The organism is Isobaculum melis (assembly GCF_900111355.1).
Lineage (GTDB): Bacteria > Bacillota > Bacilli > Lactobacillales > Carnobacteriaceae > Isobaculum > Isobaculum melis.
Genome location: NZ_FOHA01000005.1, coordinates 58,455 through 82,798, shown reverse-complemented (window position 1 = coordinate 82,798; position 24,344 = coordinate 58,455). Strand labels below are relative to the sequence as shown.

The 24,344-nt window shown below is 34.8% G+C and carries 19 protein-coding genes and 1 riboswitch; of the genes, 5 read left to right on the top strand and 14 right to left on the bottom strand.

Translation table 11 applies throughout. The features are described from left to right. Positions 1–283: 283 nt before the first annotated feature. From mgtA to gdhA, 3 genes are all read right to left on the bottom strand, one after another. On the bottom strand, positions 284–2,902 hold the full coding sequence (gene mgtA / locus BMW29_RS05520) for a magnesium-translocating P-type ATPase (RefSeq protein ID WP_092651357.1): 2,619 nt from the start codon (positions 2,900–2,902) through the stop codon (positions 284–286). Positions 2,903–3,191: 289 nt separating this feature from the next. Then, positions 3,192–3,359: riboswitch (M-box (ykoK) riboswitch) on the bottom strand. Positions 3,360–3,915: 556 nt separating this feature from the next. Further along, positions 3,916–4,290, bottom strand: coding sequence for a nuclear transport factor 2 family protein (locus BMW29_RS05515; RefSeq protein ID WP_092651170.1), 375 nt, complete (start codon positions 4,288–4,290; stop codon positions 3,916–3,918). A gap of 60 nt (positions 4,291–4,350) precedes the next feature. Beyond that, on the bottom strand, positions 4,351–5,697 hold the full coding sequence (gene gdhA / locus BMW29_RS05510; protein ID WP_092651168.1) for an NADP-specific glutamate dehydrogenase: 1,347 nt from the start codon (positions 5,695–5,697) through the stop codon (positions 4,351–4,353). 181 nt (positions 5,698–5,878) lie between these two features. Here gdhA and def point away from each other — a divergent pair, with 181 nt between their 5' ends. Then, the gene (gene def / locus BMW29_RS05505; protein WP_092651166.1) at positions 5,879–6,439 is read left to right on the top strand and encodes a peptide deformylase; all 561 of its coding nucleotides are present in this window, start codon (positions 5,879–5,881) and stop codon (positions 6,437–6,439) included. A gap of 57 nt (positions 6,440–6,496) precedes the next feature. Here the strand turns inward: def and BMW29_RS05500 are convergent, their stop codons facing one another. Continuing rightward, complete coding sequence (locus BMW29_RS05500) at positions 6,497–6,889, bottom strand: helix-turn-helix domain-containing protein (protein WP_092651355.1); 393 nt, start codon at positions 6,887–6,889, stop codon at positions 6,497–6,499. A 149-nt stretch (positions 6,890–7,038) separates the two neighbouring features. Further along, complete coding sequence (hemW, locus tag BMW29_RS05495) at positions 7,039–8,202, bottom strand: radical SAM family heme chaperone HemW (RefSeq protein ID WP_092651164.1); 1,164 nt, start codon at positions 8,200–8,202, stop codon at positions 7,039–7,041. A gap of 228 nt (positions 8,203–8,430) precedes the next feature. Here hemW and BMW29_RS14215 point away from each other — a divergent pair, with 228 nt between their 5' ends. After that, a complete protein-coding gene (locus tag BMW29_RS14215) occupies positions 8,431–8,517 on the top strand; it encodes a putative holin-like toxin (protein ID WP_425431589.1) in 87 nt (28 codons plus the stop codon). A 259-nt stretch (positions 8,518–8,776) separates the two neighbouring features. On the opposite strand, the gene ribF is transcribed toward BMW29_RS14215, so the two are convergent. Both ribF and truB read right to left on the bottom strand, forming a co-directional pair. After that, complete coding sequence (gene ribF / locus BMW29_RS05490; protein WP_092651162.1) at positions 8,777–9,715, bottom strand: riboflavin biosynthesis protein RibF; 939 nt, start codon at positions 9,713–9,715, stop codon at positions 8,777–8,779. A gap of 30 nt (positions 9,716–9,745) precedes the next feature. Continuing rightward, positions 9,746–10,663 carry a tRNA pseudouridine(55) synthase TruB gene (gene truB / locus BMW29_RS05485; RefSeq protein ID WP_092651160.1) on the bottom strand — a complete coding sequence of 306 codons (918 nt, stop codon included), beginning with the start codon at positions 10,661–10,663 and terminating at the stop codon, positions 9,746–9,748. A gap of 207 nt (positions 10,664–10,870) precedes the next feature. Between truB and BMW29_RS05480 the strand changes: the two genes are divergently transcribed. Next, a complete protein-coding gene (locus BMW29_RS05480) occupies positions 10,871–11,716 on the top strand; it encodes a DegV family protein (RefSeq protein WP_092651157.1) in 846 nt (281 codons plus the stop codon). A gap of 68 nt (positions 11,717–11,784) precedes the next feature. Here the strand turns inward: BMW29_RS05480 and BMW29_RS05475 are convergent, their stop codons facing one another. The 4 genes from BMW29_RS05475 to BMW29_RS05460 form a co-directional block, all read right to left on the bottom strand. Then, positions 11,785–12,591, bottom strand: a complete 807-nt coding sequence (locus BMW29_RS05475; RefSeq protein ID WP_092651154.1) for an ABC transporter ATP-binding protein — start codon at positions 12,589–12,591, stop codon at positions 11,785–11,787. Between the two features lie 3 nt (positions 12,592–12,594). Further along, positions 12,595–13,488, bottom strand: a complete 894-nt coding sequence (locus BMW29_RS05470) for an ABC transporter permease (protein WP_092651151.1) — start codon at positions 13,486–13,488, stop codon at positions 12,595–12,597. 25 nt (positions 13,489–13,513) lie between these two features. Beyond that, a complete protein-coding gene (locus BMW29_RS05465) occupies positions 13,514–14,476 on the bottom strand; it encodes an ABC transporter substrate-binding protein (RefSeq protein WP_092651148.1) in 963 nt (320 codons plus the stop codon). Between the two features lie 373 nt (positions 14,477–14,849). Next, positions 14,850–15,821, bottom strand: a complete 972-nt coding sequence (locus BMW29_RS05460) for an ABC transporter substrate-binding protein (RefSeq protein WP_092651146.1) — start codon at positions 15,819–15,821, stop codon at positions 14,850–14,852. A gap of 670 nt (positions 15,822–16,491) precedes the next feature. Between BMW29_RS05460 and BMW29_RS05455 the strand changes: the two genes are divergently transcribed. Continuing rightward, a complete protein-coding gene (locus BMW29_RS05455) occupies positions 16,492–19,104 on the top strand; it encodes a transglycosylase domain-containing protein (RefSeq protein WP_177165685.1) in 2,613 nt (870 codons plus the stop codon). A gap of 45 nt (positions 19,105–19,149) precedes the next feature. Here the strand turns inward: BMW29_RS05455 and ccpA are convergent, their stop codons facing one another. Then, a complete protein-coding gene (gene ccpA, locus BMW29_RS05450) occupies positions 19,150–20,154 on the bottom strand; it encodes a catabolite control protein A (RefSeq protein ID WP_092651142.1) in 1,005 nt (334 codons plus the stop codon). Positions 20,155–20,394: 240 nt separating this feature from the next. On the opposite strand from ccpA, the gene BMW29_RS05445 reads away from it, so the two are divergent. After that, positions 20,395–21,471, top strand: coding sequence for a M24 family metallopeptidase (locus BMW29_RS05445; protein ID WP_218139649.1), 1,077 nt, complete (start codon positions 20,395–20,397; stop codon positions 21,469–21,471). Positions 21,472–21,568: 97 nt separating this feature from the next. Here the strand turns inward: BMW29_RS05445 and dtd are convergent, their stop codons facing one another. Both dtd and BMW29_RS05435 read right to left on the bottom strand, forming a co-directional pair. Continuing rightward, entirely contained in the window at positions 21,569–22,015 is a 447-nt protein-coding gene (gene dtd, locus BMW29_RS05440; protein WP_092651138.1) for a D-aminoacyl-tRNA deacylase, read from the bottom strand. A 12-nt stretch (positions 22,016–22,027) separates the two neighbouring features. Then, entirely contained in the window at positions 22,028–24,235 is a 2,208-nt protein-coding gene (locus BMW29_RS05435) for a RelA/SpoT family protein (RefSeq protein WP_092651136.1), read from the bottom strand. Positions 24,236–24,344 lie beyond the last annotated feature (109 nt).

Below are 24,344 nucleotides of genomic sequence, written 5' to 3'. Positions count from 1 at the left end.
CACACTTTGTGAATTCTATAACAATCAATACGTTACTTCAATCTCACATTCATCTGTTATATAAAATTACGCGTATTCTATTTGAATAAGTCTAACCAACCTCAAACTGTTATAGTCATTTTTATAATCTGTTATATTTTCCGCTCTGTTTTTTTGAATCTGTATCTATTATAATTCTTTCACAAAGGAATCAATAAAAAGAGTGCTTGGGATAAAATTTTTAAGTTCTATCCCAAACACATCTATTGTTTCCATAAACGGCAGCAAAAAGTCAGCCTTCATTTTATAACCATTCATGATATTTTTTAATATAAAAACGTTTCACTAATTGTGTCACAATCACATAAGCAACCACAATCATTGCAGCCCATCCCCAGTAATTTCCTGGTAACGCTACTAAATCAATCCATTCTCCTAAAAGACTACTTGGAATTAACACAGCTGCTAGAATAGCAAGTCCAGTTGTAATTAAAACAGGGATGCTCGCAATACTTTGAATAAATGGAATCTTTTCAGTACGAATCACATGAACAACTAAGGTTTGTGTAATGAGACCAATGACAAACCAACCTGAATGGAACAAAGCTGCTTGAGCTGGTGTATTTGCACCAAAGACAAACCACATGAGTAAGAATGTTAAAATATCGAAGATTGAACTAATAGGTCCAATGATTACCATAAAGCGTGTCATACTACCTGCATTCCATTTTCTTGGTTGACGTAAGTTTTCTTCATCCATTTTATCCCAAGGAATCGCAAGTTGTGCCACATCATAAACGAGGTTTTGAACAAGCAATTGGATCGAAAGCATTGGTAAGAATGGCAAGAATGCACTTGCTACTAAAATACTGAAAACATTCCCAAAGTTAGAACTAATGGTCATTTTTAAATATTTTTGAATATTGCCAAAAACAGTACGGCCTTCAATCATCCCATCTTCTAGCACATCTAAGCTCTTTTCAAGTAAAATAATAGAGCTTGCTTCTTTGGTAATATCAGCAGCAGTATCAACTGAAATCCCAACATCAGCCGTCCTCAGTGCCGCTGCATCATTAATTCCGTCCCCCATAAAGCCAACAGTATGATCTTTCTTTTGCAACAAGCTGATGATACGTGCTTTTTGAGTTGGATTTAATTTAGCAAATACATTAATTTCTTCCACCACTTTTGATAATGCTTCATCGCTCATTTTTTCAATATCAGAACCTAATAAGATTTCATCGACTTCAATCCCAACATCATGACAAACTTTTCTAGAGACAATATCATTATCACCAGTTAAAACTTTTACATTTACACCATATTCATGTAATGATTTGATTGCAGAAATCGCAGATTTTTTAGCTGGATCAAGGAACCCCATAAAGCCAGATAAAATCATATCATTTTCATCATTCACGGTATAAGTTGGACTGCTATGCACATCATTTTTATAAGCAAGTCCAATCACACGCATGCCTTCTTTATTCATATCTTCACTAATTTTTGTCATTTTCACTTTTAATTCATCTGTTAAAGGAACAATCTCATCATTGATTTCGACATATTTACAAATACGGAGCATTTCTTCAACTGCACCTTTAGTAATCATTTGATGATGACCATTGTGCTCAACAATAACGGTTAAGCGTCTTCTAGAAAAATCAAAAGGAATTTCATCAATTTTTTCAACATTTAAACGCGCTTTAAAATCACTTTCATCAAAATAGTTAATCACTGCATGATCCATCAAGTTTTTCCAACCAGTTTGATAACGAGAATTAATATAAGCCATTTCTAAAACACTAGTTGATTCATTACCGAATGGATCGACATGTCTAACTAAAACAACTTTATCTTCTGTAATTGTACCGGTTTTATCAGTACAAAGAATGTCCATTGCGCCTAAGTTTTGAATAGCACTTAATTCTTTAACAATGACTTTTTTCTTTGACATTGCAATGGCACCTTTTGCTAAATTGCTAGTTACAATCATTGGAAGCATTTCTGGTGTTAAACCAACTGCAACTGCGATAGAAAAGAAGAAAGCCTCTAGCCAATCTCCTTTAGTAATCCCATTAATGAGAAAAACAACAGGCACCATGACCATCATAAAGCGAATCAATAATCTGCTAACATTTTTGACACCAACATCAAAGCTGGTATCGCCTCTTCCTTTTGAAACATTTGCTGCAATATCGCCAAAGAAGGTTTCACCACCCGTTTTTAAAACAACTGCGCGACCTTGTCCACTTAATACATCTGTGCCCATAAAGGTTAAGTTTTGCATATCTAATGCACTTTTTTCGACAAAGCCAACTTTATCTAGTTCTTCTACTTCATGGAATTTTTCAACGGGCAAAGATTCACCAGTTAATGAAGATTGATTAATAAATAGATCTTTTGTCCATAAAATACGCATATCAGCAGGAATCATATCACCAGTAGATAAAATCACAATATCGCCAGGCACAATTTCATCCATTGGAATCTCTTGTTGCTTGCCATCACGAATAACAGCTGCTGTATTTTCAATCATTTCCTTTAGTGCTAAACTCGCTTGTTGTGAACGATACTCTTGAATAAAACGGATACCTGCGCTGAATAATACCATTAAGATCATAACTGTTGCAGCTTCATAGTCTTTAGTAAATAAAGACACTGCAAATAATAAGAGCAATACATAGGTAAACGGATCTTCAAAAGATTGCAGCAATAATTTAGGCCAGCTAGTTGGTTTTTGTGAAGCGACTTCATTGGTACCATATTTTTCAAGTCTTTCTTCTGCTTCAGTGCTTGTCATCCCCTCAGCAGTGATAGTTAAAGTTTTAAATAATTTCTTTTCATCTAAGACAGCCAATTTTTTTAATTGTGTATCTTTAGATTTTCTTTCTTCTTTTTTTACATTTACTTTATTCATCATCATGTTACTCATCCTTCCTTTCCTAAGCAAGAAAAGAAATTTCTGAACAGATCATGACTATTTCCAAAGAGAATCAATAGCGCTGCTCAGTTTTAACTTTTCTTGCTTGTTCTGACTACTAGGGTCAGGGTTATCTTTTACAACGACCAAACTTTGCATATACTATCAACTCCTTATCATCATTCAATTGATTCACAACAAAAATGCCCATACTCGAATCAGAGTATGGGCATGATAAGACATCATCCACAAATAAAATTGAAGCCTGCCCAAATACAAGCAGTTCATCCAAAATTCCCCATCATCGAGCTTTAGCACTATATGGCGTAGATTTTCTCAAATCAGCTACGTTAAAAATGGCCTTAATCCGACCAAACTTGTTGACCCATTGGCATCTCTCGATATTTTTGGGCAGCAGCATTTTTCCATATAGGAGCCTCACCTAACAGAAGCAAATATTTCGTTGTTTACATACTCACTGTAACGCAGATTTTCTATTTCGTCAACCTTTAATGGTTCATTTATTGGTATTCACATCTGATTTATGAGGTGCTTCATAACGGTAAAAGAGTCGCATTATTATATAGAAAGAAAAAAATATTATTTTCTATTTTCGAGATTTTTTTATAAAAATATGTGAATATGTTACCCATTAAAAAAATAAAATAATTTATGCTATTATCAAATAAAGGGGGAAACCATATGGAAAAGTTATACTTTTTTGCAGGCATTTAATTTTTACTTAGTTTTTTGGGGATGGTTTTGGTCGTAAATCGTTTATTTAATACATACTATCGATTTGATCCACCAACTTTAATGTATTTCTTATGTTTTACGCAACTTGTCTTGGCTATTGTATTTTTCATTCAATCAAAGAATGAGGAATAAAAAATGATGTGCACTCTCTGTTTGATTGATTTGCACCGATAAACCGAAATCTTTCTAAGTCAATAACAAAAAAGTGATAGCTTAGTATCACTTTTTTGAGAAGTTTACCTAATTAAGGCAATATTTTATTCAATCCGCCGTCCAATCCTTTTATCCTGTCGCCACTGAGGCGCTTGTGTAATTTCACTCCAGTATTCATCTAACTGAGCAATTTTATTGTGTTCAAAATGAAAAAATGAAGTCGCATGGAAAGACTGTTTTCCATCGGACAAACTAACTTTAGTAACTGAGATTACTAATTTTCCAATTTGCTCTAATCGTTCTATTTGAATCTGCCAATCTCCTGGATAACAGGCATTTGCTTGAACAAACTCTGCTACATTAAATTGTTCATTTGTATCATGCCAATTGATGATTGCATCTTCTACAAAATAAGCCGTTAAATGCGTCCAATTTTGTTGGTTGATATGTTCCCATAAGTTCACGACTTCTTTTTTCAAAAAGCTCGCCTCCCTTTGCTATGTTCTCTTTACTTAATGAATCATGAAGCATCGTATTCCTTACACAACCCCCTGAGCCACCATAGCTTCCGCAATCTTTAGAAAACTTGCAATATTTGCACCACTTAAATAATTACCAGCGACACCGTAGGCTTTTGCTGTATTTCGACAGGTTAGGAAGATTGTTTTCATAATTTCTTTTAATTTTTCATCTACTTCTTCCAATGTCCAACTTAGTCGAAGATTATTTTGACTCATTTCAAGAGCTGATACCGCAACACCACCTGCATTGGCTGCTTTTGATGGTCCATATAAAATACCTGCTTCATGATAACACGCGATAGCCGCTAAATCACTTGGCATATTGGCTCCTTCAACAACAGCGAACACACCCTTTGCCAGAATATGTTTTGCAGCAACTTCATCGATTTCATTTTGAGTCGCACAAGGAAGTGCAATTGTAAAGTTTGCTTCTAATTGCCAAACATTACCTTCATGATAGGTTGCTTTAGGATTTTTTTCCAAATAAGCTGTTAGTCTTTTGCGCTCAACTTCTTTCACTTGCTTAAGTGTTGCTACATCTATTCCATTTTTATCAAAAATATAGCCATTTGAATCTGAACAAGCAATGACAGTTCCACCAAGTTCATGCACTTTTTTAATCGCATAAATTGCAACATTTCCGCTTCCGGAGACAACCACTCTTTGTCCTTTAAAGCTTTGGTTTGCTTCTTTTAGCATTTCATTTGCAAAATAAACCAAACCATAACCAGTTGCTTCTGTACGACCAAGACTTCCGCCCATCGGAATTGGCTTTCCAGTTATGACTCCTGCTTGATAACTGTTTATTTTTTTATATTGACCAAATAAGTAGCCAATTTCCCGGGAACCAACACCAATATCACCAGCAGGTACATCTTGATCTGGCCCTATATATTTTTGTAGTTCTGTCATAAAGCTCTGACAAAAACGCATCACTTCTCTGTCACTTTTTCCTTTTGGATCAAAGTCACTTCCACCTTTGCCACCACCAATTGGTAAACCAGTCAGACAGTTCTTAAAGGTTTGCTCAAAGCCTAAAAATTTCATAATGCTTTGATTCACGCTTGGATGAAAACGTAAGCCCCCTTTATAAGGACCAATTGTTGCATTATATTGAACACGAAAACCACGATTTACTTGTACTTTTCCTTGGTCATCTGTCCAAGGTACTCTAAATTGATAAATGCGTTCAGGCTCAATTAATCGTTCTAAAATATTTTCTTCTATTAATTGAGGATGTTGGGCTAAAACAGGTGTAATGGTATCAAAAAACTCTTTTAATGCTTGTAAAAATTCCTTTTGCTCGGTATCCTTTTGACAAGCCTTTTCATAGACTGCGTTCACATAAGCTGTTGCTGTTTGCATCCAATCACCTCTTCTAGTTAATTTATTCATTATTTCTCATCATTATCTCATTTTTCTTTGTTGAAATCTAGTATTTTTCGCCTGAATCAATTCAATGGTTGAATAAGAAACCTAGCATTTATTGTCGTTTACTGGTAAAATATTCAAATGAAGAAACGGATTTGGAATGGAGGAAATAGATATGATTACAATGGATGATATTATCCGCGAAGGGCACCCTTCTTTAAAAAAAGTTGCTAAAGAAGTTATGTTTCCTTTAACAGAAGAACAGAAACAAAAGGCTGAGGAAATGCTTCAGTTCTTAAAAAATAGCCAAGATGCTGAAATCTCTGAAAAATATCAATTAAGAGGCGGAGTTGGATTAGCTGCCCCACAAATTGACTGGCTTGAGCGTGTGATTGCTGTTCATGTACCAAATGTTGAAAATCCTGATGAGCCTTTATTTAGCGCAGTTATGATGAATCCTAAAATTTTAAGTCATTCTGTGGAAGAAACTTGCTTATCTGAAGGCGAAGGCTGTCTTTCTGTTGATCGTGAAGTTCCTGGTTATGTTGTGAGACATAGTAGAATTTCATTAGAGTATACGGATTTAAATGGAGAAACTCAAAAAGCGAGACTCAGAAAATACCCAGCAATTGTTGTTCAACATGAAATTGATCATTTAAATGGCATTATGTTTTATGATCATATCAATGCTAAAGAACCTTGGAAAGTTGCTGACGATGTCAATATTATGTCATAAAAAAAAGGGATAAAACTATTTTTTTAGTTTTATTCCTTTTTTAATTTGAAATTTTTATTATTGATTTTTCCTACTGATTTCTTTTGCAAGAATAGCTGCCTGATGAACAGAAGCCTTCAGTAGCTTGACATCCTCATCTGGGATAACGGTATGATGAATACAAATATTCTCCTCATTTTCTAAGGTGTACAAAATTTGATTCAAAGCTGTCCCTAAGTCAGTTTTTGCAAGCTTTTGATTTGGTTGCTTTGTTTCAGCCCTTCCCAATAAATAATCAGCAGATGATTCAAAAATATCAGCGAATTTTGCTAATTCTCTTTCAGAAATTTGACGTGTTCCTGCTTCAATACGGTTCATGACACTTTTATTAATCCCCGCTTTTTCCGCAAGCTCTTTTTGATTTAAATCATATTTTTCTCGTAGTTCGATAATGCGATCTTTTGTTTCCATCTTTTCACCAACTTTCCATATAAGCAATATCATTTTACCATAATTCCTTTTTGGAAAACAATGACATTATTTTAATAAAATTGGCTACTTTCAATCTATATAATAGACAAAAAAGCTACTTTTGTTTTATCACAAAAGTAACTTAAGATTTAATTCATTAAAAAGGCTTGAAAAACTTCATTGCCTAAAAATTTTCCTTGTGGTGTTAAGCGAATCCAGTCCCCTTCTTTTTCTAACAGCTTCTTATTAACTAAATTGTTAAAAACTTCTTGGTAGACAGCTAAGAATTCAACCTGAAATTTTTCAGCAAAATGAACGGTATTAATCCCCTCTAGCTTTCTTAGCCCTAAAAACATTTCTTCTTCCATTTTTGCTTCTAATGATAATTCTTTTTCTCTTAGAATAGGAAGTTTTTGATCTCGTAAAGGTGTCAAATACTGCTGAATGGGCCCATAATTTTGATAACGAATGCCATGAGTATAGCCATGAGCACCTGCACCAAATCCATAATACCCCTCATTTTTCCAATACAATAAGTTATGCTTAGATTCAAAACCTGGTAATGCAAAATTACTAATTTCATATTGCTGGCGACCTTTTGCAGCCATCATATCAATGGCATATTGATACATATTCGCTTCCGCATCTTCTGTAGGCAAAGGTAACTTCCCTTGACGCATCAGTTGATAAAAAATGGTTTTATTCTCTAAAATCAAAGAATAGGTAGAATAATGTGGTAATTCTAAGGCGAGTGCCTTGGTTAAGCTATCTTTAAAATCATCCTCTGTTTGATTAGGTAAACGATAAATCAAATCAATACTAATATTTTCAAAGCCAACTTTTCTAGCATGTTCAATGGAACGATAAACATCTTCCGCTCGATGAATACGCCCTATTTTCTTCAACAAATGATCATTAAATGTTTGGACCCCCATACTTAAACGATTGACACCATGTTCTTTTAAAACACTTAATTTTTCAATTGATAAATCACCTGGGTTTGCTTCAAAGGTAAACTCATTGCCTCTTTTAAATGGTAGTATTTCACGCATTCCTGTTAGCAATCGATCTAATTGTTTTGGTGTTAACGTAGTTGGTGTTCCCCCACCAACATAGATGGTTTCTATGGGAGAAATCCCCTTATTTTGAGCGGTTAACGCCATTTCTCTAAGTAGCATTTCTACATATTCATCGACTGGCTGCCCTTCTAGAAAAACCTTATTAAAATCACAATAGAAGCAGATATGTTCACAAAATGGAATGTGGATATACGCTCCGACTTGGTTATGACTGTTTTCCTTCTTATTTATCATTTATCATGTTCCTTTCAAAATACAAAAGCATCTCATTTTTTCAAATAACTATCTACACGAATAAAATATTCTTCTTAAACGGTAAAAATGCTAAAAAGAAATTTGTAATTAATTTAAGTCAAAGAGCATCTCTCAGGCTTATCAGTCATCATAAAAATAGACGATAAGCAGTTAATTTTATCTCCTTGTCACCCGATGCTCACAATATTCTAACATATTCTATCATCATTGCCTAACTTTGAAGCACTCATACTAATGATTGCTTTTGCAACCTTAGTTGTGTTGCTGATAGACAAAAACAAGCCACAAAAATAACCATCTAATCCACTTAGCGGTTAATTAGATGGCTTAACTAGACAAAATATAGTCACCGTCTTTTAAACGGCTCTATAAGCGGGATTGGGACAAAACTAAAAAGTTTATCCCAATCCCTTAATTACTTCTAAAAAAGCATAAATTGCCTCGGTAAACGGTGGCCAAAAGGCAGGTTCTTTTTCGAATCAACCATAACATATCTTCCTTCATTTCTCACATGAACAAAGATAAACAATTTTCTACTGATGAAACATAAACGTTATTTCTTAAAAAATGCTCGTGTATCAACTTCATCTTGCTTTAGTTGCGTAATTAATGGTTCAATCCCAGAAAATTTAATTTCATCTCTTAAGTAATGACACCACGCAACACTAACAGGTTCCCCGTAAATATCTTCATCAAAATCCAAAATATAAACTTCTACTGTCATTGGTCGATCCGCTTCAAAGGTCACATTATAGCCAATTGATGCCATCCCGTGATGCCAAGTGCGATTCACTAGTATTTTAACTGCATATACACCAATTCTAGGAACATGAACGCCTTGCTCTATTTGAATATTTGCGGTTGGAAAGCCTAGGGTTCTTCCTCTAGCATCTCCATGCACCACTCTTCCCCTCATTGTATACTCATAGCCTAAGAGCCGATTTGCCTCTTCAAGATGACCAGCATCTAATGCTAAACGGATTCTAGTTGAACTAATTTTTTCATCATTTAAAGTTTGCTTTTCAATCATTGAAATACCAAATCTTCCTTTGGCATAACCTGGTAATCTCTCCATATTCGCAATGTCTTTTGGCCCATAAGTATAATCAAAGCCAGCGACAATATGCTCAGCATTTAGCCCAATAATATAGTCTTCTACAAACTCTTCTGGTGTTAATTTTGCAAATGAAGAAGTAAACTGCACCTCATATAAGATTTCTACACCAAGCGCTGCCATTAAGTCTTCTTTGATAGATAAGGTAGAGAGATATTTCATTTTTTCTGGATCAATTTTTTGAAAGACTACAGATGGATGCGGATCAAACGTCATCACAGCTACTTTTAGATTTTTCTCTTTGCTTAACTCTTTTGCTTTTTCAATTAAAGCTTGATGCCCTTTATGAACCCCATCAAAAAAACCTAAAACCAAAACTACTTTATCAGCTGGGATTCGTGTTGCTTCATAGGGATGATGAATGTGTATAATTTCCATAATTTCTTGCTTCCTTTACGTTTAATAGTATTAATCTAATTGATTTCTTAAGACTTTTACTGGTTTTAATAACTCTTTTTTGCTTGGATGGACATCATAAATAGCACAAGCTTTATCATGATAGGTCACAACAAAAGGTACTGCATAATCTGCATAGTCCTTTTTCAGTAAGAGTCCACCATTTTTAACTTTTTCCCAAGTCTGATCATCTAAAGCCACAAAAGGAAAGGCGGATAAACCATATTCAAGAGGTGCTAGCTTTTCTTCGATTTGATTTTCTTCCATTAATGTTACTACTTGCGCTAAAGTGACACAATCACTCACGTTAAATTTTCCACTTGAGGTTCTGGTTAAATCAGACATATGCGCAGGATAACCTAATTTCTCGCCTAAATCAACTGCTAGTGTTCTGACATAGGTTCCTTTACCGCAAGTGACTTCAAACTTCCATGAGATGGTTTGTGCGACTTCATCCCAGATAGGAGTTGAAGTTCTTACAAATTGTTCAATCATTGCAATTCTTTTTGGTCGTTCTACTATTTCTCCTGCTCGTGCATATTCATATAGTCTTTTTCCATTTACTTTGACAGCCGAATACATTGGCGGAATTTGGGTAATCTCGCCTCTAAACATTGCCATCATTACATCTATTTCTTCCTCAGAAATTGGTGCTTCTACTGCTTTTTTGGCAACAACTTCTCCACTGCTATCCTCAGTTGTTGTACTATAGCCTAAAGTTATTTCACCCACATAAGCTTTTCCAGAATCTACCATATATTCAACAACCTTTGTTGCACGTCCGATACAAATCGGCAATACCCCATCAACATCTGGGTCTAAGGTTCCTGTATGTCCTATTTTTTTTGTTTGTAAAATTTTTCTTAATTTAAATACACAATCGTGGCTTGTCATACCACGTTCTTTCCACAACGGGAGAATGCCTTCCATGAAATTACCTACCTTCTTCTTAACTTTTCATTAAAGCCCTAAATAGTATAACATATTTTTTTTTAAGAAAGCTTCTAAAAGTGACTTTCAGCTTTTTTATAAAAAAATAATACTAGGTACTAATTTTTTTGCTATCTTATTTCGTAATTATTTGATATGCTATGGGTATTAACAATTAAAAATATCCTTTGAAGGAAGTGCTCCAACATGACTAAAATTAAAATTGTAACGGACTCTACTGTCCAACTAACTGACAAAGAAATCAATGACTTAAACATTACGATTGTCCCATTAACAGCAATGATTGACAATACAATATATATTGATGGTGTCTCTATTACAAAAGAAGAATTTTTAACCAAAATGAATGCAAGTGAAACGTTGCCTAAAACATCACAACCCGCAATTGGGAATTTTATTGATGTTTATAATGAGTTAGGTGCTGATGGCAGTGAAATCCTCTCTCTTCATTTAACAGAAGGCTTAAGTGGAACTGTTCAAGCTGCACATCAAGCTGCTGGAATGACAACTAGTAAGGTTACTGTAATTGATAGCAAATTTATTGACCGTGCACTGGCTTTCCAAGTGATTGCTGCAGCCAATCTTGCTTTGAATGGTGCTTCAATGGAGGAAATTTTATCTAAGCTCACAACAATTCGTAGTAAATCTGCCCTTTATATTTGTGTAGTGAATTTAGAAAATCTGATTAAAGGTGGTCGAATTGGAAAAACTTTAGGCCGTATCTCTACTTTCCTTAATATGAAAATCATGCTTGGGATGAAGGATGGCGAACTCTATCCTGCTACTAAAGGACGTGGCATGAAGCCTATGTTTAAATATGTGGATCATTTAATAGAAGAAATGCAGCAAGCTAAAAGTGTTGTTTCAATTGGGATTAGCCATATTGGTGGTCTAGAAGCGATTCAAGAAGCTGTAATTGATAAATTAAAAGAACATTTTCCAAATGCGCAATTTTTAGTAGAATATGCTAGTCCGAGTATTATGACACATGCTGGTCCTGGTGCATTTGCGATTATGTATGAAGTGGAATAAATCGTGCACTATCTCAATAAAAGGTTGAAGAAATGAAACATTTCTTCAACCTTTTATTTGTTTTCATATTATGCAAGAAGCAAACTATCATCGGTTAAGCTTTCACCGCTATTTTTATGGAATAATGTTAGTAAATCTGAAACAGATAAATCAGCTTTTTCCTCTCTTGCAACATCCACTACGATTTTTCCATCATGTAGCATAATCAAGCGATTGCCATATTTTAAGGCATCTTCCATATTATGAGTAATCATAAATGTTGTGAGTTGACTCTCTGCTACAACTTGATTGGTTAAAGCTAATACACTTGCACTTGTTTTAGGATCCAGAGCAGCAGTATGCTCGTCTAAAAGTAATAATTGAGGTGTTACTAATGTGGCCATCAGTAAGGTCAAAGCTTGTCTTTGACCTCCAGATAGTAACCCTACTTCTGATTTTAAGCGGTTTTCAAGATTTAATTCTAAGCGTTTTAGCTGTTCTTTAAAAAATTCTTTTTCAGTTTTGCGAATGCCCATCTTGAAAAGTCTTTTGTGTTTGCCACGCCGTAAAGCCAGCGCTAGGTTTTCTTCAATTGTTAAGCCTGTTGCGGTTCCTGTACGAGGATCTTGGAAAACACGACCGATTTCTTTTGAACGAGCTTCCATTTTCTTTTTAGTAACCTCTTGGCCCTTTAAGCTAATTGTTCCTTCATCTACTGGAAAATTTCCTGCAATAATATTTAATAAGGTCGATTTTCCTGCGCCATTTCCGCCAATAATCGTGACAAAATCACCTTGATGGATGGTTAAATCAATGCCTTTTAAGACATGATTTTCATTTGGTGTACCTACTTCAAAGGTTTTATGCACTTTCTTCAATTCTAAAACTTTTTCCATTTTCTACACCTTTCTTTCTTTGCTTGGCAGGATAAATGCCAATAATTTTGTGCGTACAAGTGGTGCCGATAAGCAGATGGTTAAGATGATTGCTGAGAACAATTTTAAATCTGTCGGTGCAACACCTAATTCTAAAACAGCTGCAATAATGAGTCGGTAAATAATCGCTCCGATAACAATCATCACAAGGCGTTTTCCTAAAGTAATTTTAGGGAATATTACTTCTCCGATGATAATGGATGCCAAGCCAATAACAATTGTTCCAATCCCCATATTAATATCTGCATAGCCGTTATTTTGCATCATTAGTGCACCAGATAAGGCAATTAATCCATTTGATAGCATATAGCCAATCACACGCATCACGCCTGTTTTAATCCCATTTGCACGACTCATTTCTTCATTGTTTCCTGTTGCACGAATGCTTAAACCAAATTCTGTATTAAAAAAGAGGTATAAAATGGTGATGACAATTGTTACAGCGATGATACCTAAAACTAATACAGCATTATTTTTGCTTAAGCCTGTGTCAGTTAACCAAGTAATGAGGGTATCATTCATTTGAATATTAACATTGGCTTTCCCCATAATTCTCAAATTAATAGAATATAAAGCTGTCATGGTTAAAATACCAGTTAGTAAAGCTGGTATTTTTAAAACGGTATGAAGTAGACCAGAAACCCATCCTGCTAAAACACCTGCTAGCATCGCTGCTAAGGTTGCCCATAATGGCGACCAACCGTTTACAAGCAGTTGTGCACAAACAGCAGCCCCTAATGGAAAACTCCCTTCTGCCGTTAAATCGGCTATATCTAATATTCTAAATGTGAGGTAAACACCTATTGCCATAATTGCCCATAACAAACCTTGTGACGTACTTGATAATATGATACTCATTTTATTCCATCCCTACTTTCAATTCTTACTCATCGATTTTGATACTTGCTGGATCTATTCCTAATGCTTTCGCCATTTCTTCATTTACAACTAATTCAAGAATTTCTGATTTTTCAATGGACATTTCACTTGGGTTTTCACCATCTTCAGTAATTCTAAGCGCCATTCTAGCTGTTTGTTGCCCTAATTTTTTATAATCAATCCCATATGTTGCAAGGCCTCCATCTTTTGCCATATCTGTTGAGCCTGGAATGACTGGCACTTGATATTCTTTTGCTAATTGACCAACAGTCGCCATACTAGCAGCCATTATATTATCAGTTGGAATATACAGTGCATCTACTTCTTTTAACACGCTAGTTAAGGCTTGTTGGACATCATTACTACTTGTTACAGTAACTGTTTTTACAGTAATTCCAGCTGCTTTTAATTCTTTTTCTGCGAGTTTTGCTTGAATCTCTGAATTGGTTTCACTTGTGTTATAAATGAGTCCAACTGTTTTAGCATCAGGTTTAATTGAAAGCAATAATTTAATTTGATCTTCAATTGGAACTAAATCAATTGTTCCTGTTACATTGCCTCCTGGCTTGTCATTGTCTTTCACTAATTTAGCATCTACTGCATCTGTTACTGCAGTTATCACCATTGGGGTTTCGCTATCTTCATTTGCTAAAGCAACTGCTGCTGGGGTGGCAATGGCTAAATTCACATCATTTTTATCACTCACTAATCGTTCACTCATTGATTTTAAATTTGCTGTATCTGCTTGCGCATTTTGATAATCAATTTTTAAATTTTTGCCTTCTACATACCCATTTTTTTCTAGTTCTTCAATAAATCCTTCTCTTGCTGCATCAAGAGAACCATGTTCTACATACTGAAGTATTCCTATTGAAAGATCCACTTCCTTATCTTTCTTTCCACCACATGCTGCTAATAATAAAACCAAAGCTGTCATACAAACGGTTAATAAATAACTTTTTTTCATTGTTTTTTCCTCCTAGTAGTATGCAAAAAAATCCCATGTAGATAATTGATCATCTACATGGGATTCAACAAGTTCCTAAGGGATCCGCTCAGGAAACCAATGAAAAAGCCACATAGATTTATTTTCTCTATGTGGCAAAAATTTGCAAGTTAAATTGCTTTAGCCATCATAGATACAAACTTTTGTTTGTACCCATGAATCAATGTCATGACTACAAACAGCGTCTAAAATAGCTAAAGTTGAAAGTATTTAGTTGTGTTTGATGTTGTTTCATATTTTCCATTATCAATCACTCCATCATTCAATCTTGTTACCAAGTATAAAACAACTCGGTCGCTATTGTCAAACTATTTTTTATATTCTTACAATTCTTTTATTGAGGTGCCTTAATAGATGTTGGGTCAATGCCTAATTTTTTTGCCATTTCTTCATTAATGATTAAGCTTAAGCTTTCTAAGGTTTCAACTGGCATCGTTTCTGGTGTTGCCTCTCCTTTTAGGATTTTAACAGCCATTTGTGCCGTCTGCTCACCTAATTTAAAGTAGTCAATCCCGTAAGTTGCTATGCCTCCTAATTCAACCATTGGGCCAGTAGCAGGAATCACAGGAATTTGCGTTTCTTTAGAAATATCTCCCACTGTTGACATTGCTGATGTAAAGGTATTATCAGATGGAATGTAGATTGCATCCACTTTCTTAGCAATACTTCTGGTCACTTGCTCAACATCATTCGTTGAAGTAACTGTCATTTCAAGGTATTCAATATTCAGTTTGTCTAATTCTTTTTTTGCTAATTCAATCTGTAATTTGGAATTAGGTTCACTAGAGTTGTAAAGTAGACCCACCTTTTTTGCATTTGGTACAATGGATTGAAGTAATTTAATCTGCTCTTTCACAGGAACCATATCACTTGTACCCGTAATATTTCCACCTGGTTTATCGACATCTTTGACAAGTCCTGCATCAATAGGATCTGTAATAGCTGTAAATAAAGTGGGTGTTTCATTATCTGCTGAAATTAATGATTGTGCTGCTTGTGTCGCAATCGCTAAATTCAGGTCATTCTGATCACTGGCTAAACGATCACTCATACTCTTTAGATTCGCTTGATCCCCTTGCGCATTTTGAAAGTCAATATCTACATCTTCTCCTTCTTTATAGCCTTGTTTTTCAAGTTCTGCAATAAAGCCTGCTCGTGTTTCATCAAGGGCTTGATGCTCAATCAATTGTAGAATCCCAATTTTGGTTACATCCTTGTCCTTCTTTTTGTTATTTCCACATCCTGCTAATAATAAAAGTGCACCTGCTGTAATCAATAAACTTGTCATGATTTTCTTTTTCTTCATTTTCCATTCCTCCAATTTCTGATTAACAAAAAAGTAGCCCTAATGATTGTATAAAATCATTAGGGCTACTTTTATTTGGCACGCGTTACCAAAAAATATGAAAGCCACATAGATTCTATACAATCATCTATGTGGCAAATTTTGTAAGACAAAATGCTACAGCCATCATAGATACAAACTTTCGCTTGCACCCATGAATTTCATGTTTACAAACGTCATCTAAAATAGCTATAGTAGTAAGCGTTATTCAATTGTAAGTTTTGCATGAACATTTTTTCCATTCGAATCACTCACATTTCTTTTATTCACTTATTTCTTCTACATCATACATGCATTCTCAAAACATGTCAACACTTTAACGCGGTAAAGTTGTGAAAACTTGTTTTTAAAAAAATCTAGGTTTTAGTACTGGTGTTTGGTATAATAGTCAGGTATATAAATTTTAGTAAAATTAATAGATTAATATTGAGGTGAACCATACTTGAATCAGCAAAATAAATTCAGTATAAGAGAATGGCTGAATCGCATAATCAAACAGCTAAAGACATTTTATCATGAAAAATTTAAACCATTTTTGACAAATTTATGGAAAAAGATTGGTTTAATGTTTAAAAAACTAGCTCCTTTTCTTCAAAAGATTAAATTACTACTAAAGAAAAGCTGGCATAGAATGGCTACATTTTCTAAAAAAATCTTTGGCAAAATCGGCGGTTTCTTCAAAAAAGTTCAAACGAATTTTTCTAGTAAACGTGCGCTAAAGAAAGAAAAAAGAAATGACAATAGTGATCAAGCAAAGGTCATGCCCTTACATAAGGCAGCCTTTACGTTTAATGTTACCTTTAGTGTCATTAAACAATTAGGAATCATTCTCATCGTATCTGTTTTACTCATTGGCGGTTTAGTTGGTGGTATTGGCGCAGGTTACTTTGCTTATCTCGTCTCCGATGAAAAAGTGCCTACTTATGAAGAATTATCAAAAAATATTCATAATTTAGAAGAAGTTTCAAATCTGTACTTTGCAAATGATGTGCCGCTAGGAACTTTAAAAACGGACTTAGTACGTATTAATGTTGGCATTCAAGAAATGTCTCCTTATTTGCAACAAGCCATTATTGCTACTGAAGATGAGCATTTTTATGAACATGATGGGGTTGTACCAAAAGCAGTTGTTCGTGCCCTTCTTCAAGAGGTAACTGGATCAGCTAGTCAAACAGGTGGTTCAACACTAACCCAACAGCTGGTAAAGCAGCAAATCTTAACCAATGAAGTTTCTTTTAAACGAAAAGCAAATGAAATTTTATTGGCTTATCATTTAGAAAATCATTTTTCTAAGCAAGAAATTTTAGAAGCCTATTTAAATGTTTCAGGATTTGGTCGTAATAATAAAGGACAAAATATTGCTGGGGTTGAAGCTGCAGCAATTGGTATATTTGGAAAACATGCAAATGAATTAACACTATCTCAAGCAGCCTATATAGCTGGCTTACCACAAAGTCCTTCTGCTTATACACCTTATACAAACACTGGTGAATTAAGGAAGAATTTAGCCAGTGGTATTGAACGTAGAAATACTGTTCTATTTAGAATGCTACGAGAGAATTTTATTACACAAGAAGAATATGATATTGCCATTGCTTATGACATTACACAGGATTTCTTACCTACTGAAAACTCTTCTACTTCTGAATATGGTTATGTCTATAATGCGATTGAAAAAGAAGCTAGATTGATTTTAATGCAAAAACTTTATGAAGAAGATGGCTTGACGAGTGAAGCTGTCAATGCTGATGAACAATTATATAATAAGTACTATGAAATCGCGGATAAAAACTTACGAATGGATGGCTTAAAAATTCATTCTACAATTGATAAATCAATTTATGATGCACAACAACAAGTGATTGCAGATTATGGCGATGCTCTTGGTACAACGTATAGCTATTCCTATACGGATGAAGAAACAGGACAAGTTGTTGAAGAAATCGAACCTGTTCAAGTAGCTAGTACTTTAATTGATAATGAAACTGGGCGTATCCTTTCTTTTGTTGGTGGTCGAGACTTCGAATTAACGCAATTGAATCATGCCTTTGACACAAGACGTCAACCTGGTTCTACCATTAAACCCATTTTAGTTTATGCACCAGCCTTAGAAAAAGGTGTTGTTAGTCCAAGTACAATTGTTGCAGATACAAAACTTGCAGGTAATTATTCTCCAAATAACTATGATGGTGGTCAAGCAGGCCTCATCCAAGTTCGAGAAGCATTAAAATTTTCTTATAATCATTCTGCAGTTAAAATTTATCAAACGATTATGAATGACACAGACTTTAATCCTATTGATAAATTGAAAGAAATGGGGATCACTAGCCTTGATGATACTGATTACGATAGTCGCCCTGCTGCACTTGGTGGCTTAACAAATGGTGTCAGTGTGTTAGAACAAACAAATGCCTTTGCTACTTTTGCAAATGATGGTACTTTTGTGGATGCATATTTAATTGATCGCATCACTGATAAGGCGGGAAATGTCATTTATGCACATGAGCCGGTAGTAAATGAGAGTGTTTATTCTCCTCAAACAGCCTACCTTCTTCTTGATATGATGAGAGGTATTTTCCAATGGGGCCCTGGTGCACGATCAAAAGCAAATTTATCTGTAAATTCTGATTGGACTGGTAAAACTGGAACAACTGATGAATTTAGAGATGGTTGGTTTATTGGCTTCAACCCCAAAGTAACACTTTCTATTTGGACCGGTTATGACAATAAATTTGTAACAAGAAGATTAAATTCTGCTAGCTATAATGAAACAAACTTTGATGTTTGGACAAGACTTGCTAATGCTGCTTATGGCGCTAACCCTGAAGTAATGGGCGCAGGTGAATCATTCTATGCTCCAAATGGTATTGTTTCTGCTTCTGTGCTAAAAGCAACTGGGATGCTACCTGGTAAATTAAGTGCACCTGATGGTACTGAGCTTGAAGCAAGTGGCGAAATGGTCACAGGACTCTTCAATAGTAAATTCCTTCCTACAACAACTAAATATGATTTTGCTTTAGGTGCTACCCAAGGTGAATTAGATAAGTTTTGGCATGGTATTGTAGAAGATGCTAAAAAGAAAAAAGAAGAAGAAGAAAAAGAGAAAAAGGAAAAAGAGGAAAAAGAAGAGAAAGAGAAAAAAGATAAAGAAGCACAAGCAGAAAAACAAGAACAAGAGCGTAAAGAGAAAGAAAAAAATAAAAAGAAACAAGATGTTGAATTAAATAACGGAAATGGTTCTTAAATCCAAAAACACCTTAGCTTCAATAAGCTAAGGTGTTTTTTCGACTTAATCTTTAGTTGTACCACGATAAGCAATAGAATGCGGTAGAATAACTGTTTTTTCTTCTACTTCTTCTTTGTTCATTAATTTGGTTAATAAACGCATAGAAACAGCACCAATATCATAAAGTGGTTGTGTAATACTACTTAATTTTGGACGTGCCATCTCTGTTAATTTTGAATTATTGCTTGAAATAATTTCAAAATCCTCAGGAATATTTACTTGATGGTCAATTGCACCATTTTTAACGCCTACTGCTAATTCATCATCCCCAACAAATGCAGCTGTTACTCCTGCTGATGCTAATTCTCCCCAAAGCTTTTCACCACTTTGATAAGAGTAATCAGTTTCAAAAACAAGGCCTGAATCAAAGGAAATCCCAGCATCTTTTAATGCTTTTTTATAACCATTTAGGCGATAAATGCCATTAATTGGTTCAGATTGTGGACCAGAGATAAAAGCAATTTTTTGATGACCTTTTTTAATAAAGTATTGAATCACTTCATTGGTCGCTTCTTCATAATTAATATTGACATTCCCTACTTGTTCATCAGTATCAACTGAACCTGCTAGAACAACTGGAGTTTTCGCACGTGAAAACTCAGCTCGCATTTCATCTGAGATTGTGTAGCCCATATAAATAATACCATCTACCTGTTTGGCCAGTAAGGTATTTAATACTTGAACTTCCTTCTGATTATTTTGATCAGAATTGGCTAAAATGATATTATATTTATACATCGTTGCAATATCATCAATTCCTCGTGCTAATGATGAGAAATAAACATTCGTTACATCAGGTACAATCACACCAACTGTTGTGGTTTTTTTACTTGCTAATCCTCTTGCTACAGCATTTGGACGATAGTCTAAGCGATCAATAACTTCTAATACTTTCTTTCTTGTAACTGGCTTTACATTTGGATTACCATTAACAACACGTGAAACAGTCGCCATGGAAACATTTGCTTCTCTTGCAACATCATAAATCGTGATGGTTTGTTTTTCCATATTCTTTTCTCTCCCTTATTTAACTTTATTTAGGATAAACGTTCCTATTCGTACTCAATCTAACAGAAACATTTCAATTTTGCAAACGTTTTTAATCCATTTTCATGAAACTTTCATTTCTTTTTTCAGAAAACCCTTTCATCCTTCTTTTTTGCTTTTTAGATATATTCTAAAAAAAGTGGTACAATATCCTTAGAAAATACGAAAGAAGTGAATGCTTTGAATGAACAATTATTAAAAATGACTGATTGGTTAAAAACAACTGATTTAGATATTACCTTTCTGTTAAACCCCAATAATATTGCCTACTATACAGGTTATCATAGTGAGCCTCATGAAAGAATTTTAGCACTTATTTTATTTAAAGATCATGCCCCTCTCCTATTTACTCCTGGTTTAGAAGCTGAGGATGCTAAAAATAGTGATTGGTCATATGATGTTGTGGGCTATCTTGATACAGAAAATCCTTGGGATAAGATTAAAGCTGAGATTGAAAAAAGAACGAAAAATTCAACCCATTGGGCTGTTGAAAAAGACTTTATCACATTGGACCGATTTGAAGCTTTAACCACTAGCTTTCCTCAGGCAAATTTTGAAACGGACATCACTCATTTTGTTCAGCAACAAAAACTCATTAAAACCGCAGATGAAATTGCAATCATGAAAGAAGCTGGGCAATGGGCTGATTTTGCTTTTGAAGTAGGCTTTAAAGCGATTAAAGAAGGTAAAATGGAGCAAGAAATCGTGGCTGAAATTGAATATGAATTAAAGAAAAAAGGCATTGCTAAAATGAGTTTTGACACAATTTGCTTAGCGGGTGACCATGCTGCTAGTCCTCATGGAGATCCAGGGGCTAGAAAAATTGTCAAAGATGAATTGATTTTATTTGATTTAGGTGTGGTACACAATTGTTATACAAGTGATGCAACAAGAACTGTCGCTTATGGTGAACCCTCTAGTGAAGCTAAAAAGATTTATCAAATTGTTTTAGAGGCTCAATTAGCTGCTATGGCTGCTATTAAACCAGGTGTGAAAGCTTCAGAATTAGATAAAATTGCACGAAACATCATTACAGAAGCAGGCTATGGTCCTTATTTTAACCATCGCTTAGGTCATGGTCTTGGGAGTACAGTTCATGAATTTCCTTCGATTACTGAAACAAATGATATGGTGATTCAAGAAGGGATGTGCTTCTCGATTGAACCAGGCATTTATGTGCCAGGAGTAGCAGGTGTACGTATTGAAGACTGTGTCTATGTAACCAAAAATGGCTGTGAATCTTTTACTCGAACACCAAAAGAATTAATTTATATTTAAATAAAAAAAGAGTCCCTCGATTGTAGTGACCCCCAAAAGTTAGACTTGAAAATCTAACTTTTGGGGGTCGGCTCAGATTAAGGAACTCTTTTTTTACTTATTTATTTTGACTATCTAATATAATGGTAACAGGACCATCATTGACTAGCTGGACTTGCATATCTGCACCAAATTTCCCCGTTGCAACAGTTAACCCTTCTGCTTTTAAAGCTTCATTAAAAGCTTCATAAAGTGGAATCGATATTTCAGGTTTAGCAGCCTTTGAAAAGCCTGGTCTGTTCCCTTTTTTCGTTTCTGCAAATAGTGTAAATTGAGAAACAGATAAAATTTCTCCATCAATATCTATAATGGAATCATTCATTTTTCCTTCTTGATCTTCAAAAATTCTCATTTTAGTAATTTTCCCAACCAGATAAGCAATATCAGTTGCTGTATCTTCTGGTGCAATTCCCACAAGTAAAACAAGCCCCTTTTTAATTGAGCCTACTAGCTCCTGTTCAATGGTTACACTTGCTTCTTTTGCTCTTTGAATGACAACTTTCATGGCTTCACTTCCTTATGATGTTGTTCGTTTCACACTATAAACTTCTGGAATCGTTTTAATTTTATCCACGATTTTTTGTAGCTGAGTTAGATTTTGGATGCCAATTGTCAATGTAATAGTTGCCATTTTATTTTTATCGACTTTCCCACTCACACTACTTAGATTTTTTGTCATACTATTTACCGTTTGTAAAACTTCATTCAGTAAGCCTGAACGATTGTAGCCATAAACCACTACATCTGCATCATATTCCGTTCCCTGTGAAGCTGTGTCTTCCCATTCTACATCAATTAAACGGTTTTGCAGATCTTCAGCCCCTTGAATATTAGGACAATCCTTGCGATGAATCGAGATACCTCGACCTTTTGTAATATAACCGACAATTTCATCTCCAGGAATTGGATTACAACAACGACTAATTCGTACTAATAAATTATCTACCCCTTGAATCACAACGCCACCTTCATGACGAATTTTCATTTTTTCATTTTCTTTCTTTTCAGGAGGCATTTCATCTACTGTTCGATTTTTCTTTTCATTGTCTCTTTCTCTACGTTCTTTTTCAGTCATTCGATTGGCAACGGTTAAGGCCGTCAATTCACCATAACCAATCGCTGCCATTAAATCATCTTCAGAATTAAAATTAAATCGCTCAATAATTTGAGGGATTTTAGTTTTATTAATAAAGTCTTTCGGCAGAAATTCTAGCTCTTTTAATTGCTTTTCGAGCATATCTCGCCCTTTTTCAATATTGACTTCTCGATCCTGTAATTTAAAGAAGCGTTTAATTTTATTTCTTGCTTTACTAGTGGAAGCAAGGCTTACCCAGTCGCGACTTGGTCCAAATGAATTAGGAGAAGTCATGACATCAACAATATCTCCTGTTTTTAATTTATAATCAAGTGGGACAATTTTTCCATTGACTTTAGCACCAATGGTTTTATTACCAATCTCAGTATGAATATGATAAGCAAAATCTAGTGGACCTGCTCCTGAAGGAAGCTCACTGACATCTCCTTTAGGTGTAAATACATACACTTTATCAGCAAAGATGTCTCCTTTTACGCTTTCCATAAAGTCAGAAACATCGCTTGAATCATCCTGTAAATCTAAAATCTCACTAAACCAACCTAATTGGTTATCAGGGGATTTTTCTTCAACTGGATCTGTCTTCCCTTCTTTATACGCCCAATGTGCAGCAACCCCGAATTCTGCTACTTCATGCATTTCAAAGGTACGAATTTGAACTTCTAAGGGGTTACCATTTTCACCAATCACCGTTGTATGCAGAGACTGATACATATTGGCTTTAGGCATAGCAATATAATCTTTAAAACGGCCAGGCATGGGTTTCCATCTGGTATGAATAGCCCCTAAAACAGCATAACAATCTTTAATAGAATCCACTAATACACGAATTGCTAATAAATCATAAATTTCATCAAATTGTTTTTTTTGATCGCGCATTTTACGATAAATAGAGTAGATATGCTTTGGTCTACCATAGATTTTTGCTTGTAGCTTCATTTCATCAACAGATTGCTGGATTTTATCAATAGAGTCTGTAATATACTCTTCTCTTTCTTCTCGTTTCGTCTTCATAAGATGAACAATTCGGTAATACTGTTGTGGGTTTAAATAACGCAGTGCAGTATCTTCTAATTCCCATTTAATTAAGCTAATCCCTAAACGATGCGCAAGCGGTGCATAAACTTCTAGGGTTTCATTTGCAATTCTTCTTTGTTTATCTGGTCTTAAATGCTTTAAGGTGCGCATATTATGCAATCTATCAGCCAATTTAATCATAATCACACGTAAGTCTTGAGCCATTGCAATCAGCATCTTACGATGATTCTCTGCTTGCTGCTCTTCATGTGATTTATATTTAATTTTTTCAAGCTTTGTGACACCATCAACAAGCATGGCAACAGCTGGTGAAAATTCTTTTGCTAAGTCCTCTAATGTGACAGATGTATCTTCAACCACATCATGTAAAAAACCTGCAGCAACTGTTTCTGGGTCCATTTTTAATTGAACCAGAATCCCAGCTACTTGGACAGGATGAATAAAATAAGGTTCTCCAGATTTTCTAAATTGATCTTTATGTGCTTCAGCAGCATACTCACAAGCTCGTTTAACAAAAGCAACATGGTTTTTATTCATATATCCTTTTGTCATTTCAATGACTTCTTCAGGAGATAAAATTTTATCCTTTGCCATTGTCACACCTCTATTCTTTTTTGCTAATTTTCTATCAAAGAAAGCACCCAATTGCGAGTGCTGTTAGCGTTCGTATTATTCAATATTATAACTTTTATACAGAGGAATT

Bases quoted from the DNA above. Each gene is read 5' to 3' on its own strand.
- BMW29_RS05445 (WP_218139649.1), top strand. From the start codon at position 20,395: ATGACTGATTGGTTAAAAACAACTGATTTAGATATTACCTTTCTGTTA.
- mgtA (WP_092651357.1), bottom strand. From the start codon at position 2,902: ATGATGAATAAAGTAAATGTAAAAAAAGAAGAAAGAAAATCTAAAGAT.
- BMW29_RS05455 (WP_177165685.1), top strand. From the start codon at position 16,492: ATGGCTACATTTTCTAAAAAAATCTTTGGCAAAATCGGCGGTTTCTTC.
- truB (WP_092651160.1), bottom strand. From the start codon at position 10,663: ATGGAAGGCATTCTCCCGTTGTGGAAAGAACGTGGTATGACAAGCCAC.
- BMW29_RS05435 (WP_092651136.1), bottom strand. From the start codon at position 24,235: ATGGCAAAGGATAAAATTTTATCTCCTGAAGAAGTCATTGAAATGACA.
- BMW29_RS05465 (WP_092651148.1), bottom strand. From the start codon at position 14,476: ATGAAAAAAAGTTATTTATTAACCGTTTGTATGACAGCTTTGGTTTTA.
- ribF (WP_092651162.1), bottom strand. From the start codon at position 9,715: ATGGAAATTATACACATTCATCATCCCTATGAAGCAACACGAATCCCA.
- hemW (WP_092651164.1), bottom strand. From the start codon at position 8,202: ATGATAAATAAGAAGGAAAACAGTCATAACCAAGTCGGAGCGTATATC.
- BMW29_RS05480 (WP_092651157.1), top strand. From the start codon at position 10,871: ATGACTAAAATTAAAATTGTAACGGACTCTACTGTCCAACTAACTGAC.
- dtd (WP_092651138.1), bottom strand. From the start codon at position 22,015: ATGAAAGTTGTCATTCAAAGAGCAAAAGAAGCAAGTGTAACCATTGAA.
- ccpA (WP_092651142.1), bottom strand. From the start codon at position 20,154: ATGGAAAAACAAACCATCACGATTTATGATGTTGCAAGAGAAGCAAAT.
- def (WP_092651166.1), top strand. From the start codon at position 5,879: ATGATTACAATGGATGATATTATCCGCGAAGGGCACCCTTCTTTAAAA.
- BMW29_RS05475 (WP_092651154.1), bottom strand. From the start codon at position 12,591: ATGGAAAAAGTTTTAGAATTGAAGAAAGTGCATAAAACCTTTGAAGTA.
- BMW29_RS05470 (WP_092651151.1), bottom strand. From the start codon at position 13,488: ATGAGTATCATATTATCAAGTACGTCACAAGGTTTGTTATGGGCAATT.
- BMW29_RS05500 (WP_092651355.1), bottom strand. From the start codon at position 6,889: ATGGAAACAAAAGATCGCATTATCGAACTACGAGAAAAATATGATTTA.
- BMW29_RS05460 (WP_092651146.1), bottom strand. From the start codon at position 15,821: ATGAAGAAAAAGAAAATCATGACAAGTTTATTGATTACAGCAGGTGCA.
- gdhA (WP_092651168.1), bottom strand. From the start codon at position 5,697: ATGCAAACAGCAACAGCTTATGTGAACGCAGTCTATGAAAAGGCTTGT.